Origin of the sequence: Streptomyces lienomycini (assembly GCF_027947595.1) — a bacterium.
In the GTDB taxonomy this organism is placed as follows: Bacteria; Actinomycetota; Actinomycetes; order Streptomycetales; family Streptomycetaceae; genus Streptomyces; species Streptomyces lienomycini.
In genome coordinates, this window is record NZ_CP116257.1 from 2,535,717 (window position 1) to 2,550,308 (window position 14,592).

General features: G+C 69.2%; 8 protein-coding genes. 1 reads left to right on the plus strand and 7 read right to left on the minus strand.

From position 1 onward, the window contains the following. Positions 1 to 42: 42 nt before the first annotated feature. The 5 genes from BJ961_RS11520 to BJ961_RS11540 form a co-directional block, all read right to left on the minus strand. Positions 43 to 6,966 carry a glycoside hydrolase domain-containing protein gene (locus BJ961_RS11520; RefSeq protein ID WP_271321248.1) on the minus strand — a complete coding sequence of 2,308 codons (6,924 nt, stop codon included), beginning with the start codon at positions 6,964 to 6,966 and terminating at the stop codon, positions 43 to 45. Positions 6,967 to 7,186: 220 nt separating this feature from the next. After that, a complete protein-coding gene (locus BJ961_RS11525; RefSeq protein ID WP_271321249.1) occupies positions 7,187 to 7,627 on the minus strand; it encodes a DUF3592 domain-containing protein in 441 nt (146 codons plus the stop codon). Positions 7,628 to 9,499: 1,872 nt separating this feature from the next. After that, the gene (locus BJ961_RS11530) at positions 9,500 to 10,150 is read right to left on the minus strand and encodes a site-specific integrase (protein ID WP_161376414.1); all 651 of its coding nucleotides are present in this window, start codon (positions 10,148 to 10,150) and stop codon (positions 9,500 to 9,502) included. Then, complete coding sequence (locus tag BJ961_RS11535; RefSeq protein WP_161376415.1) at positions 10,147 to 10,674, minus strand: hypothetical protein; 528 nt, start codon at positions 10,672 to 10,674, stop codon at positions 10,147 to 10,149. Before BJ961_RS11535 ends, BJ961_RS11530 begins: the two co-directional genes overlap by 4 nt. 51 nt (positions 10,675 to 10,725) lie before the next feature. Further along, positions 10,726 to 11,670 (minus strand): MPN domain-containing protein, encoded by a 945-nt coding sequence (locus BJ961_RS11540; RefSeq protein WP_271321250.1) that lies wholly within the window; start codon positions 11,668 to 11,670, stop codon positions 10,726 to 10,728. A gap of 95 nt (positions 11,671 to 11,765) precedes the next feature. Here BJ961_RS11540 and BJ961_RS11545 point away from each other — a divergent pair. Then, a protein-coding gene (locus tag BJ961_RS11545) for an IS5 family transposase (RefSeq protein WP_107104626.1) occupies positions 11,766 to 12,574 on the plus strand; the annotation gives its coding sequence in 2 pieces (ribosomal slippage) (positions 11,766 to 12,113 and positions 12,116 to 12,574; 807 coding nt in all). Between the two features lie 36 nt (positions 12,575 to 12,610). Here BJ961_RS11545 and BJ961_RS11550 read toward each other — a convergent pair. Both BJ961_RS11550 and BJ961_RS11555 read right to left on the minus strand, forming a co-directional pair. After that, positions 12,611 to 13,156, minus strand: a complete 546-nt coding sequence (locus BJ961_RS11550) for a DUF3885 domain-containing protein (RefSeq protein WP_248844602.1) — start codon at positions 13,154 to 13,156, stop codon at positions 12,611 to 12,613. A 181-nt stretch (positions 13,157 to 13,337) separates the two neighbouring features. Further along, the gene (locus BJ961_RS11555; RefSeq protein WP_164413965.1) at positions 13,338 to 14,591 is read right to left on the minus strand and encodes a sensor histidine kinase; all 1,254 of its coding nucleotides are present in this window, start codon (positions 14,589 to 14,591) and stop codon (positions 13,338 to 13,340) included. Position 14,592 lies beyond the last annotated feature (1 nt).

Here is a 14,592-nt window from a genome sequence, read left to right on the forward strand (position 1 = left end):
CCGCCGCCACGGACGTGCCGTGACGGCGGCGGTCCACCCCGGTCATCGAACGGTCAGTTCCCACTCCCGTGCCGGCGACCAGAGACCGCCACCGCCCGCGGCCGTCCCACCGCCCGCGGCCGTCCCGCCGTCGGCGTGCCAGACCGCGCCCGGCCGGTGCGGACGCTGCTCCGCCGGCCGGAAGCCGACCGTGTAGGTGCGGGTGAACGCGCCGTTCGCCGAGGTCACCGTGACGGTGCGGGTGGTGAACCCGCGCTGGGAGGACGAGACCGTCGGGCTCCCGGCCGTCACCTTCACCCGCGCGCCCGACGCGGCCGTCACGGCACCGACGGCCGGGGTCCGCCTGTTCTTCGGCCAGTCCACGACGTACGTGGACACCTCCGGGTCGAACCCGTCGAGCGCGACGCCCCCCACGGTGATCGCGGAGGCGTCCGCGACGCTCGCCTTCGTGGCGTCGGGGGAGTTGGTCACCGTGACCGACCCGTCCGCGTCGACCACCACGTCCGCCGCCATCGCCGCCGCCAGGTTGATCCGCTGCCAGCTCGGCGCCCCGGACCCGGTGAGGTCGAGCGGGTACCCGGAGTCCGTCGCGGTCTGCTCCAGCACCTGGGTGCGCTGCTCGGCGGTCAGGCCGGGGAACGCGGTGATCAGCAGCGCCGCCGCGTCGGACGGCGCGTCGAGGGCCTGTCCGGCCCTGCCGGTCCGGGAGAACCCGTACGTCAGGCGCTGCGTGTACTGATCGATCTGCTGAGCCGTGCTCAGACCGGCGTAGGGGTCTCCCGCGCAGGCCGTGAGCGTGTCGCCGTAGCCCTTCTCCTCGCACCGGGCCAGCAGCACGTTCCGGATCTCGGTGTGCGCCTGGGTCAGCAGCCTCTCGAAGCCGGGGTCCGCCCAGCGGTGCGCCACGGTGGCCTGGGCCGTGATCCGGCCGCCCATGACGTCCAGCGGGTAGTGGAACCCGAGGACGATGCGGTTGTTCCCGTACTCCGAGGCGCGCGTCAAAATCGACGGAGCCAGTTCGGGCAGCAGCGTGGCGAGGATCGTCCCGGCCTCGTAGCCGCCGTAGGTGTGGCCGCTCGGGTACGAGCCGCTGGTGGCCAGGCCCGCGTACGAGCCGTCCTGGGACTCGTAGACGCCGCCGCCGTCGCCGACGAACCCGAGCCGGACGTACGGGCGCGGGTACTGGTAGTGGTTCTTCGCCGCGTCGTGGGTGTCCAGGCTCTTGGTGACGCGGGAGAACAGCGCGCTGGTCTTGGGCAGTCGGCCTCCGTCGAGGGCCTCGCGGTAGAGCGGCCCGAGCCGGGAGCCCAGCCCGTCGGCCAGGGTGACGGTGGCGCTGTGGGAGGCGTCCACCATGGCGCGGTCGACCTGCTTCCGTGTCGCCGCGTTGTTGATGCCGAGGGTGATCGTGTCGTTCTCCGCGGTGGGCGAAGTGCCCTCGGACAGCTTCCCGTTGGCTCCGAGGGTGCCGGGCGCGAGGTCGTCGAAGCCGCTGAGGAGCCGGTTGAAGTAGTCGCCTCCGTCGTCGGTGGCGGGCCACGAGTCCGACGGGTAGGCGGCGCCCAGCACGTCGTCCGGGAAGGGGGACGGCTCGTAGTCCGACGGGTCGGAGGCGCTGACGGCCGTGGCGGTGGTCGTCGCCGTGCTGGCGGGGGTGGCCGTCGGGTCCGGGTCGTCGGAGCTGCCGGCCAGGGTCACCGCGGTCACGGTGGCGGAGTGGCCCTTCGCCCGGCCCGCGGTCGTCAGCAGCGCGGTGTCCGTGGTGCCGGACACATGCGCGGTGGTTCCGTCGTCGAGGGCCACGGTGTAGCCGACGACCGGGAAGCCGCCGTCGCCGGCGGGCCGCCAGCTCACCCGGACCCGCTTGCCGTCGGTGACCACGCCCGTGACGGTGGGCGTCCGGGGCCTGTTGTCGCCGGTGACGGTGGGCTGGGTCGCGGTGCTCGGGGCCGAGTCGCCGAGTGCGTTCACCGCCCGGACGCGCGCCGTGTACGAGGTGCCGTCCGCCAGCCGGGTGAACACCGTGCTCCGGCTGTCCGGGTCGTCGATCACGACCTGCCGACCCCCACTGAGGGTGATCTCGTAGCCGGTGACCGGCGAACCGCCGTCGTCCTCGGGCGCCGACCAGGTGACCTTCACGCTCGTGCCGGACGCGGTCGCCGACACCGCGGCGGGCGCCGCCGGTACCGTCCTGCGCTTCGTCGTGAGCGCGGACACGGCGTCGCCGAGGGCCTCGTACCGTGCCGTGAGGGTCCCGTCCGTCGCCGCGTCGTCCGCGACGGCGGTCTTCGCGGCGGTGAGCGCGGTGGTGAACGCCTTCCAGGAGGCATCCGTGTAGCGCGCGTAGGGGAGCGCCGACGCGGCGCCGACCAGGTTCTCCAGCTTCAGCCGCGGCAGGGGCACCAGTTGGTTGGCGGCGAGGGTCAGGGCCCGGGTCCGCAGGTCCGCCTCGAGCTGCGTCGCGTCGTCGGCCTCCAGGAGATCGCGGGCGGCGGCGAGTTCGCGGGCGAACACCCCGAAGTCGATCGCGCCGTACCGGTCCGCGTCGTCGGCCGTACCGACGTACTGCTCGACCGCCTTGCGCAGGGCGGACAGGTCCGTCTCGGCGGGCGCCGCCACGTGAGCGACCGTCACCCGGCCGAGGTTGGCGACGTAGGGGTGCGAGGAGTCCGCGTTCGTCGTCAGCCGCAGGTGCACGGCGTGGGTGCCGGTGACGGCCCGCGGCAGGGTCAGGCTGGTCGTCCCTCCCGACGACCACGAGCTGCCGGTGACCGGCAGCGGGACGGTCGCGTACGGGGTGCCCGGGTCGTCCACGTCGAAGGAGTCCAGATAGAGCTGGACGGCCGAACCGGTGCCGCAGCGAGCGGAGTTGTTGACGTAGGTGAGGGTGAGCGTGTTCTTCGGGGCGTCGCCGAAGTCGACGTCCCCGTAGTCGAGCCAGGCCCCGTCGTAGGTGCCGCCCAGGCTGGTGGCGGAACCCGCGCCGCTCCAGGTGGCCGGCTCGCTCTTGAGACCGCCCCCGCTGCTGCCCTCGAACGCCGTCGCGTCGAACACCACCGGGGCGTCCGCCTCCCGCGTGAAGGTGAGCGAGTGGACGTTGGCCACGTAGGGCTGGGCGTCGGTGTGGGTGCTGGAGACGAACGCGGCGAACACGTCCTGGGCGCCGCCGAAGGCGTCCGGGTCGACCCGCACGCTGGTGGAGGCGACGGTGCCCCAGCCCGAGCCGGTGTAGTCGAGGGGGATGTCGACGGCCACCGGGCCGTCCTTCGTACCCAGGCGCAGTTCGATGTGCGAGTCCGACGCCGCACGGGAACGGGGCTTGTCGTAGCTGATGGCGACGGTGTCGGCGCCCTCACCGAGATCGGTGCCCCGCCACTGGGCCCACGCGCCGTTCGTCACGTTCTCGAAGACCCCGCCCGAGGTCTTCAGCGGCAGCGAACCGCCGCCGCTCGCCGAGGCGTTGGCCGTGGTGAGAGTGGCGAGCGTGGTGATCGGAGAGGCCGGGTCGGCCTCTTCCGGCGAGAACTGGTACCAGTCGAAGTTCGACACCCACTGCCGGCCCGACGGGGCGTGGAAGACGAACGTCGCCTTCGACGCGTCGAGCAGGGCGTCCGGATCGGTGACGGCCGCCCGCGCCGTCGTGTAGTACTGCCAGCCGCCGGTCCCGGGCAGGGAGACGGTGGCGACGACGGGCCCGTCGGCGTCTCCGGCGTGGACGTCGACGCTGCTCGGCTCCGCCGTCGTGGCCTGCGAGTTGGCGTAGCGCACGGAGACGCTGCGCGGGGCGACCCCGCCGAAGTCGAGCCCGGTGTACTGCTCCCAGGCCCCCTCGGTGACGCCACCGAGGTCGCCGTCCGAGTAGTACGCCTCCTTCACCAGGCTGGGGCCCTCCATGCTGTCGGGGTCCTCGGCCTGGAGGACGGCGTAGCCGCCCTCGTCCAGGGTGAGCGCGTCGGCGGCGGACCGCAGCGCGTCGTGCGCGGCCATGAGCGTGCCGGTCCCGGAGGCGGAGTCGGCGAGGACGGTTCGCGCGCGGTCCAGTGCGGCCCGGAAGAGGCTGTAGGAACCGTCGGAGTAGTTGCCCTCGCGCACCAGGGAGGCTTCGTCGACGAGGGCGTCCAGGCTCGCGCGGTGCACCGCCGCGGCCGACACGACCAGCGGGTCGGTGACCGACACCCCGGTGCCGGTCACCGTCGAGGCCGGTACGCCGTGGGCGAAGGCACGGTCGCGGAAGGTGAGCCCGAACCGTACGTCGGTCCTCGTGGTGCCGGTGAGTCTCAGCGACGCCGTGCGCCTGCCGGTGACCCGCAGGTCCGCCGTGACGCCCTCCGGGAGGCCGGTGACGCTCGCCGCGCCGCTCCCGGTGAGGCTGGTCCCCTCGCGCGCGGCGAACGACGCCTTCCCCGACAGGCGGAGCCGGACGCTCGCGTCGACGGTGCCGTCCGCGGCGGTGGCGACGGTCTCGGGGCGGGCGGAGACGACGGTCGCCCCCTTGCCCGGCCCGGTGTCGCCGTCGTCGTCGCCCGAGTCGGTGTTCAGCGAGTACGCGGGCTCCGTGCGGGAGCCCCAGGACGACGGCTTGGAACCCATGTCGAACTTCAGGGTGCCGCCGGACACGATCTGCGAGTAGTCGAGCCACGTGTTCGTGAACCGCTTGCCGTTCAGCGTGGCACGCTGCACGTAGTAGTCGCTCGGCGAGACGCCGTCGGCCCGCACCGTGAACGTGGCGCCGCCCGCGTAACTGATCGTCGTGGAGTCGAAGAACGGACTGCCGATCTGGAACTGGCTGGAACCCGCGGTCACCGGGAACAGCCCCAGGGCGGCGGCGACGAACATCGTCGACATGGTGCCGGCGTCGTTGTCCATGGTCGGCAGGAAGCCGTCCGGTGCGAGTTCGTACGCCCTGGTCTTCACCGGCGGCCTGAACTCGCCGCCGGAGCTGGGGGCCTCGCCCGTGGAGCCCGTCGCGATGTACCGGTTCCAGGTCTCGCCCGTGTAGATGGCGCGCACCCACTTCTGCGTCAGGCTGGGCTCACCGACGTAGTTGAAGAGGTAGGGGGCCTGGAGGTCGATCTCGTTGGCGTTGGAGTGCAGCATGGTCGATCCGTCGTCGGCGTCCGAGTCCTCGCCGAACATGTGCCGGATCGCCGCCCGGCCGGCCTTCTCGCCGCCCATGGCCTCGATGAGGCCGCCCATGTCGTAGGCGTCGTACCAGTGGTACTGCCAGAGCGTGCCCTGGTAGAGCCTGGCCTCCTCGAACTTCTCGTAGTCGGCCTGCTGCCAGGCGCCGTCACCGTCTCGCGGGGTGAGCAGGCCGACCTCGGTGCCGTCGTCCGCGGTCCAGGCGCCGGGCTTGACCAGGTTGTCGATCGCCATCGTCGCCTGCCCGCGCAGCTTCTCGGCGTCCGCGTCCTCACCGAGCGCGTCCGCGATGACGGACAGCGCCCACTGGTCGTAGCCGCGCTGGACCGTCGTGCCGGGATCACCGGCGACGTACCCCTGCCGCAGCTGCGTGCCCGTGTAGTAGCCGGTGTACGACTTCAGCGCCGGGTACGCCTCGTCGAGCCGGTCGAAGTCCTTGAACCCCTTCGACAGCGCGTCGGCGATCACCACGGCCGAGCGTTCCCAGCGCACCGTGGGCACCGAGTGGGTGAGGCTGCCGAGGCTCTTGCCCGCGGCGTGCGCGTCGGCGAAGAGGATCACCGCGGACTGCACCATGTCACGGTAGGTCGCCGGGTCGATGTACGCCTCGACGGAGTACTTGCGGAAGTCGTCCCAGGTGGACCAGCCGTCGTAGTACGTGAAGCCGTTCGCCTCGTGTACCGCGCCGTCGACGCCGCGGTACGTGCCGCTGGTGCTGGTGGCGTTCACCGGCAGCGCGTACATGCGGTACAGGTGCGTGTAGAACTGCCTGGTGAGCGTCGAGTCCGGGTCGGCCTTCCGGGACGCCTGTACGGCGACGGCGCCGAGGGTGTCGTTCCAGTCGGCCCGCGTCTGCGCGCGCACCTCCTCGAAGGTGCGGCCTGCGACCTCGTGGTGCTGGTCGGTCGCGGCCTGCTCGGCGCTGATCGGCGACAGCGTGACGCGCAGTTCGACGTCGTCGCCGTCGGTCTCGTCGAAGCCGAGGACGGCGCCGGTGTCCGTGCCGTCCTGTGTGCTCGCCCCGCTCAGCGTGCCGTCGTCGCCCCAGCTGCGCAGCGAGGTCACGGGGACGTTCGTGGTGGCGTAGTAGTACAGCCGGTACGAGGCGCCGTTGAACGACCCGGCGACGAGACCGCTGATCGCGGTGGTCCCGTCCTTCAGCTCCGTGGCGTCCAGGGTCGCGCGGGTGCGGCTGGTGAAGTTGTTGGCGAGGTCGAGGACGAGCTGGGGCCGCGAACCGGCGGGGAAGCTGTAGCGTTCGAGCGCCGTGCGCGTCGTCGCGGTCATCTCGGCGTCGATGGTCCCGGCGGGCGACCCCAGCCCCACCCGGTACGAGCCGGGCGTGGCGCTCTCGTCGTCGTGACTGTAGGGGTGCGCGTAGGTGCTCGGGGCCGGGCGCGTGCCGTACTGCTCCGAGGTCGGGACGACCAGCAGGTCGCCGCCGCCGCCCGAACCGCCCACACCGTCCAGGTTCGTGGCGGTGAACCCGGCGATGTGGTCCTCGTCGTAGTCGTACCCGGAGTGGTTGCGGTCCGGCACGGTCATCGGGTTGACCTTGGCGAGGCTGTGCGGAGCCTGGGCGCCGGGCAGGTCGTTGCCGGCGTCGCCGGCGGTCGACACGAACGGGTCGACGAGCTTCGTGTAGTCCGTCCCGCCCGACGCCCCCTCGGCGGCGGACGCGGTCGGGCCGGGCACCGCCGCGGCGGTGCCGCCGCCCGTCAACGCGGCGAGGCCCAGCGCCCCGGCGACCACGGCGGCGACCGCGGAACGCAGGGCCCGGGGCCCGGCCGGCCGTATCGGCGGTCTCTTGGATCTGTCAGGCATGACGAGCACGGACCCTCTCCCTGTGGACAACGTTGTCAACCGACACCCGAAGCGCGCGCCTCGGGAAAACGCCTCCGCCATCACATAGGGAGAAGTCATACAACGGGGAAACGGAGTTCGTACAGAGCCCGCGCGTCGCCGGACGGCATCGGGGCGCCCGTGATCCTTGCGACACCCTCCTGGCCCCGCCGTTCGGAGTCGCGCCACGCCGGGATCGAGGTCAACCGGAGAACCACACGGTTCTGGCGATCCAGGCTGCGGCCAACAGGCATGCCGTGCCCGCCGCAAGAAGCACCGGGACCGCCACTGCCATGTAGAGGGCGTTGGGAACGAGTGCGCGCACCGGCCAGACCCCCGCCACCTTCGGGTTCCGCGGCAAGTAGACGATCTCCACCTCGCTGCCCCTCTCCGGCAGAACACCCTCCCACGCACTGGCAACCATGTGATGCGTCATGCCGGACAAGTCCGCGAACGTGACGACGACACCGGTGCCGTAACGGCCGCTCGTATGTCCGGCACACGTCCCTCGGGCACGCACCCCCCGTGCACTGAGTCGTACCTTGCCGGCGAAGAGGTCCCACAGCGCCCGGAGGGCCACGTACACGACGTAGGAGAGCCCGAAGAGTGCCACGACGGCCCCGCATGCCAGAGCGTGCACCATGTCGAAGCCTCCCGAGGTGTGGACGACCGCTCACGGCAGGCGGGAAGCGGGTCGTCCACACATGCTGCCCACTACCTCCGAATGCCTTGCCCGCGGCCCCTCTTCAGAGGCCGTCCTCCGACCCTATCGACCGCCCCTTCCTGCCGGAGGCGGGGAGGAAGGGATTCGGGACGATCGATAGCCTGCTCGGGGAGCAGGAGGGCGAGGCCACTGGCGCGAACTCTCCGAACACTCCCCAGGACCCGTCGTGAGTGCCCGTCGTCCGGGACGGCACACGTGAGACACAGCGAGGTGAGAGGCCCATGTTCACCACCCGACCCACTCTCCAGGGCACCTTCGGCATGGAGTTGTCCACGGGATGGGGCTGACCTGCATTGATGTGGCCGCATCAGCCGCTGACCTGTGCGGATGCGTCTTTCAGGGCGTTTCAGATTCGTGCTGCGTTATGTCGCCGATCCTCCCCATGCGCTCCCCAGCGGCGCGGATACTCCCCAGATTCTCCCCACGGGAAGCCGGGTTCACCTGCGGCGACGAGGTGAAGGCCACCCCTGCGGTGGACACGATCAGTGACCGCCAAGGGGCTGAGGCGCTCTGAGACGGTCATCACTGTCGTGCCAGTCTCCCCGACCCCGATGACGACGAAAGAAGCGAGCCGTTCGGGATCAACTCGCAGAGGCGCTTCGTGAACAGGTGGGACGCTGGCAGGAGGCTGCCGTACTCGGTGTCTATTGCGACGCTCTGGATCGTCGCCTGTAGAACTGGGTGGCGCCGTGGAGGAGCCGATTCTGGAATCGGCCAGACGCTGGTTGGACTGGGCATGCGTATTCGCGAGGTCGATCGACCCCTTGAACCGGCTTCCAGGGATGCCCACTCCCAGGGGAGCGATGCCAGACGAGCTCAAGGCATACCTGAGGGGGTGGAGTCCCTACGGACCGGAAAGTCCGGGAGGATCGTGATGCGCAGAGGAGGTTTGCTGATCGGCTCCATGTGATTCCGATGACGCATCACGTGGAGTGTGTCGCGATCCTTGAACCGGTCGCGAAGGGGTTCTGACCTGCGACTTTACCCGTGCGCATTATGTGCGGTGTGGGCGTTCCGGGCGATGTCTTGACGCTGAAGTGACGCTCGTGACGCTCGTTCTGATGGGGTGTCAGGTGCCTTGCGTCGCTGGTCGGCTGGCCAGATAAGGAAGCTCACGAGGCAGGGGCGCCGGAAATTTTGGTGTCAAGCAGCCATGCTCGGCCGCATCAGCAGAGGGTCCAGCAGGTTCCTGGTCTGATGGTGGTACATCGTGAGCGATGCCGTGACCAGGGAAGCGTAGATTGGGCTCAGTGTGAGCCGGATGCTGGCCCGTGTGTGGTCCGGATCTTCGTCCTGCTCGATTTGGTGGGCGCAACCCGAAGATGCGTCCCCCACCCCAGGGAATCAGGGATGAGCGAGTGCGGCTCGCGGTTACAACCAGCTCGAGTAGGCCGCGTGCGGTTGCCTCGGCGCCCAGCTGCACACGCGCACAGCGGCGAGCACCGTCGACCTCGGTAAGATAGTCCCCCTCACCGTCGACCCGCTCATCGCCCTCGACAACGCTGCCGCCCTGTCCCGCACCTTCCAGCCCTCCCCGCCGAAGTGATGGCCGACGTTGAGTAGCAGATCGACGCCACCGGCCGCGCCCGCTCCGCCGTCCAGTCCGTGCTCGACGTTGCCCCGAACGGCAGCCCGCCCTTTAACGCCCTGGGGGAGCTGAGCGACGTCCTGCGGGCATCCTCTGCGTCCTCGTCCTCACTGCGGCCGCTATGCGCGCCGTGTTCCCCTGCCACCTGAGCACGTCCGAAGGGGCCCGTACACGGCTGTGCGGGCCCCCGTCACATGCTCAGGTCACTCCTGTGCCTGGGCGTTCGGGTCGTGCACCGGCACTTTCTTGAAGAGGTCTCGGGCCGCGTTCTTGGTCGGCCGGACGTACCACTCCCGAGGAATGCGCGAGCCCTTCTTCCAGCGGCCGGCCGCTTCCAGTTCCTCGTCCGTCGCGCCGCTTGTGCCGAGGCCGGTGGCGCCGTCGGCGCGAAGGCCGTGCGAGGAGACGGGGCGCCCGTCGCTCTTGAGCCCGGCCGTGGCGAACCAGTGCTTCACCCGGTCGTTCACGGTCTGCGGGCGCAGATAGAGGCCGCGCTTGGTGGCCCCGCCCCCTTTCGTGGCCCGGGTCTCTGGCGACGCGACCCTTCCGCTGCGCAGGATCTCCCGCCACACCGGCCCGGTGGTGATGCCCTGCTCGGCCAGCCAGTTGACGTACCGGCGTAGACGGAAGACGAGGCGCAGATCTTCCCGGTCATGGAGGATGATCGTTTGCTCCTCGCCCTGGTGGGTCCTGTCCTCGGCGAGCCAGACGAACACGCGGTCGTCGGTGATCGTCAGGTCCTCGAGGTTCAGGTCGACGTCTTCGATGCTGCGCCCGAGGAACCGGTACCCGAAGGCGAACATCGCCGAGTCGCGCCAGCCGATCGGCCGGTCCGCCTCCGCCTTCTCCATCATCGGGACCAGGTACGGCAGCGTGATCGGGAACGCTTCCTCCTGCGCAGCGCCCGCTTGTTCTTCTTCCGGTACTGCCCGAGGAGCAGCAGGAACAGGCTGTTGTCCGGCTTCTTCCCGGGCGGCATGGCCGTCCGGATCAGGGACATGTAGTGCCGGATCGTCGTGACCTTGAGGCCCTTCGCCATCAGGTGCCGGCCGTACTCCGTGTACGTCGCCGTCGTGCAGGGCTTCGCCACGCGCCCCTGCTGCGCACACCACGCCTCGAACAACCGCATCGCTGTGCGCCGCTGCGGCGCCCCCTCCCGCTCCGCCTCCTTGAGGGCCTGGGCGGTCTCCTCGCTGACGTACAGGTCCCGCTTCGTGTACGTCGTGCGGGGGTCGTCGCTGGTCGGGATCTCCTCGCCCGGCATCAGCACCGTGTGCGCGTCGACGAGCGGACGGGCAGCCGGCGAGGCGCGCACCAACTCCCCGTCCTCGACGAGTTCGGCGTCGACGATCTCCTCGTCCTGGTCCCGCAGCGTCATGCCGACGACGCATCCTTGCTCGAAGTGGTTCGGTCCGGGGTAAGGGCAGCGCTAAACATCAGACCCTTCCTCATAAGGCGTGTGGGCGCAGTTGAAGCAGATGGCCATAGCTGCAGTCTTTTGGGCGGCAGTGCTAGCGCCAATTACCAAGGTGTCTGCTGCTTTGCAGTTTGGGCAAGGCTGCACAGTTCCGTTGTCCTCGCCGAGCAGGCTCCACACGTATTGAAGAGCTGCCATCTCACCCTTATACGTGGCCAAGCAGAAACGGCACTTGATTGCTTTCCAGCTTGCGTCATTGTTAACTACCAACGCCCACTGGCGGCATTCGGGACACTGCACTGTATGGGCTGCACAGGGCGCCAGCTCGGTCGATATATCATTCAAGCGCTTCTCGACGTACTTCTGAATCCTTCCCAGCTTCATACGCAGCTCGTCCATGGTTTGGTCGACCTGCTCCAGTTCGCGCCGGGCTTTTACGGCACCAGGCTGCTGGAGGCCCTTCTCCACGGCGACCAACGGGGAGTCAGTAGGGTCGTACGCCACCAACTTGGCGAACTCGGCCAACAGCATCGGTCTAAGGTGTTCGGTAATGAATTGCAGCAAAAAGCTGAGAACTCGCGCTGATCGAGCCTCGACTTGGAATGCGTTCGCTGTGTGACCGTAGTGTGTGAGCGCGTTTCGGTCATCTGACAGCACTTTGATTGCGGCGCGGTCGGATGGAGAGATTTCTACCTGTGCGATATTGTGCAACCGATCCAAGGTCGCCTCGATGGTGCAGCTCTCAAATTTTCCTTTCTTGAAGTTTTCGAGAGTTGCCCCGCCGGGGTTCTTGAAGACAAGACTCCAGTGTTCGCCGACCAGCCTTGCCTTGAGTAGAACCTCTGTCGCTGCTTGTAGGTGGAGTACAGCGTATTTCAGGTCACTATCGCTCGGAGGGCCGGCGCGTTCGGTCAATTCATCGACTGCCCTCGAGAGGTAGTCCATGCCATTGCGCACTGGGGTGAAGTTGAGGTCTGGGCGAGGGTTCGGCCGGGCGACCGAAGATTCCTTAGACATCGTTTCTTATGGCGTGATCGTTCGTTGATCCGTGCATGACGGATCTGGTGGAGCGGTTAGTGCCGGAGGAGTTGTGGGTGCTGTTCCGGCGTGTGGTGCCGCCGACTGAGGTGAAGCGCCCGCAGGGTGGGGGCCGCCGCCGGGCGGGTGACCGTGAGGCTCTGGCCGCGATGATCTTCGTGGCGACCTCGGGCTGCACCTGGCGGCAGTTGCCGCCGGTGTTCGGTCCGGCCTGGCAGACGGTCTACCGGCGGTTCGCTCAGTGGAGCCGGGACCGGGTCTGGGCCAGGTTGTATCGGGTCATGCTCGACGAACTCGGTGCCCGGGGTGAGCTTGACTGGTCGCGGTGCGCAATCGACTCGGTCAGTGTCCGGGCTGCAAAAGGGGGCCTTTGACGGGACCGAATCCGACCGATCGCGGCAAGCTGGGATCGAAGATCCACCTGATTACCGACCGTAACGGACTCCCACTGTCTCTGGGTATATCCGGTGCGAACATGCACGACAGCCTGGGCCTGGAACCGCTCGTGCGCGGCATCCCACCCATCCGCTCCCGTCGCGGCCCGCGTCGCCGACGCCCGGCGAAGCTGCACGCCGACAAGGGCTACGACTACGACCACTTGCGTCGGTGGCTCCGCAGCCGCGGCATCGGCCACCGTATCGCCCGCAAAGGGGTCGAGTCCTCACAGCGGCTCGGCCGTCACCGGTGGGTGGTCGAGAGGACCGTGTCCTGGCTGGCCGGCTGCCGACGGCTCCACCGACGCTACGAGCGCAAGGCCGAACACTTCCTCGCTTTCGTCGGCATAGCGGCACTCCGCATCTGCTTCCGTCGGCTGACTACCTGAATCCGGCGACGGGGGCGGGGTGGTGAGCTGGCCACGTCAGAGACCCGACGGGTGGCTGGAAAGCCAGTCGGCATGCCGATCGCGCGTCCGATCCCGTTCCCCGGGCGTAGCAAGGAAGACATCGGCGCCGCCGTCGTAGGGGTGGTAGATGCGTCGCATCTGGGTGTCGGTGATGAGGACTCCCGCCACCTTGTCGTCAGCGATGTCACGGAGCGGCTCGTCGAGGCAGCCATATCGCCAGGGTCGGCGGGCGGCGAAGAGGTGGCAGTAGGTACGGAACTCCGGGTCTGGATCGTCCTCCACCAGCAGGGTCTGCCAGTAGCCATCGCCTGGCTGGGATGGCGGAACCTCGGCTTCGGTCGCCCAAACCGGGGTGATCACGTAGATATCCCCACCGGCGAACAACTCATCAAGGACGGTGTTGTACCGCTCCAGGACGACGCCGTATTCGCTTTCAACCTCTGCGTATCGCTTCGACTCCGGCAGGCTGTGGAAGCGCACCCAGAGATCCCGGTACGGGTCGCGGAGCTTGTACCCGACCGGAGGACAGTCGGGCCAGTGCTGCTGCCACAGCTCGGTCAAATCCGCTTGTACGCCTCCAGACACTTGCCGCACCCGTCCTCTCGCCATCGGTTCCCATCGACGACCATGATGCCCGGCACTCATCCACCAATAGAAACGACGTCTCAGAACCGGGGATCAGAAACAGCTACTCAGTGCCGAGGCAGGGATGTGCCACGGGGCTCGGCCCCCGGCACCCGCGTCAGCCGGCGACCGGCAGGCGGAGGGTGGCGACGGCGCCGCCGTCGGGCGCGTTGCCGAAGGTCAGAGAGGCTCCGACGAGTCGGGCCTGGCCGAGCGCGATGGTCAGCCCGAGTCCGTGTCCCCGACCGCGCTCCGGCGTCCCGGTACGGAAGCGCTGCGGTCCGTCGGCGAGCAGCTCGGGCGGGAACCCCGGACCGTGGTCGCGCACCGTGACCGTGGTGCCCGCGACTGTCACCGTGACCGGTCCGCGGCCGTGCCGGTGGGCGTTGACGACCAGGTTGGTGACGATCCGGTCGAGTCGGCGCGGGTCGGTCTCGGCGTACCCGGCACCGGTCGCGGCGAGGCCGGTCTCCAGACCGGTACGGGCCAGCGAGTCCGCAACCGCCTCGGCGAGCGGAACGCGCTCTCGCTCGGCCTGCTCGGCACCTGCGTCCAGGCGCGAGATTTCGAGCAGGTCCTCGACCAGCGTGCGCAAGGCCCGCACTCGGTCCTGAACGAGATCGGTGGCTTCCCCCTCGGGAAGCAGCTCGCTCGCGGTGAGCAGGCCCATCAGCGGGGTGCGCAGCTCGTGGGCGACGTCCGCGGTGAAGCGCTGCTCGCTCAGCAGCCTCTGGTGCAGGCTGTCGGCCATCGAGTCGACCGTGGCCGAGATGTCGGTGATCTCGTCGCTGCCACGGTTGTCCGCGGTCCTGGCCGTCAGGTCACCGGCCGCGATCCGGCGTGTGGTCTGTGCCACCCTCCGCAGTCTGCGGTGCGGCAGTTCCGCGGCGAGCGCCGACACGGGGACGACGGCGGCCAGGGCGAACAGCGAGTACTTCCACATGTGTCGGTCCAAAGCGCGCCTCGTGAGCAGGTCGGACGTCATGTCGACCTCGAGCGCGACGGGCTCGCCGCGATACGTCCGCGCCGCCCACATCGACGGATGGTCGCCTGGGCCGTCCGCGTCGTACCAGGTGGCGTATCCGTCGCTCAAGTCCTGCCGGTCGCGGAGCTCGCGCAGCAGCTCGTCGGGCATCTCCCCGGGCGACACCTTGAGTGCGGTGGGCGGGACGCCGTCCCGCTCGTAGTCCTCCAGCGCCCGGGCCAGAGCCGTGACGGCCTTGGCGCCGCCGTCGTTCATCGACCGGGCCAGGGTGCTGGAGTGCACCAGGCTCCCGACGGTCAGCGCGACGGCGCCGCAGCACACAGCGACGAGGAGAACGATCTTCCAGCGGAGCGAACGCCAGTTGAGCAGGTCACGCACGGCGTTCACG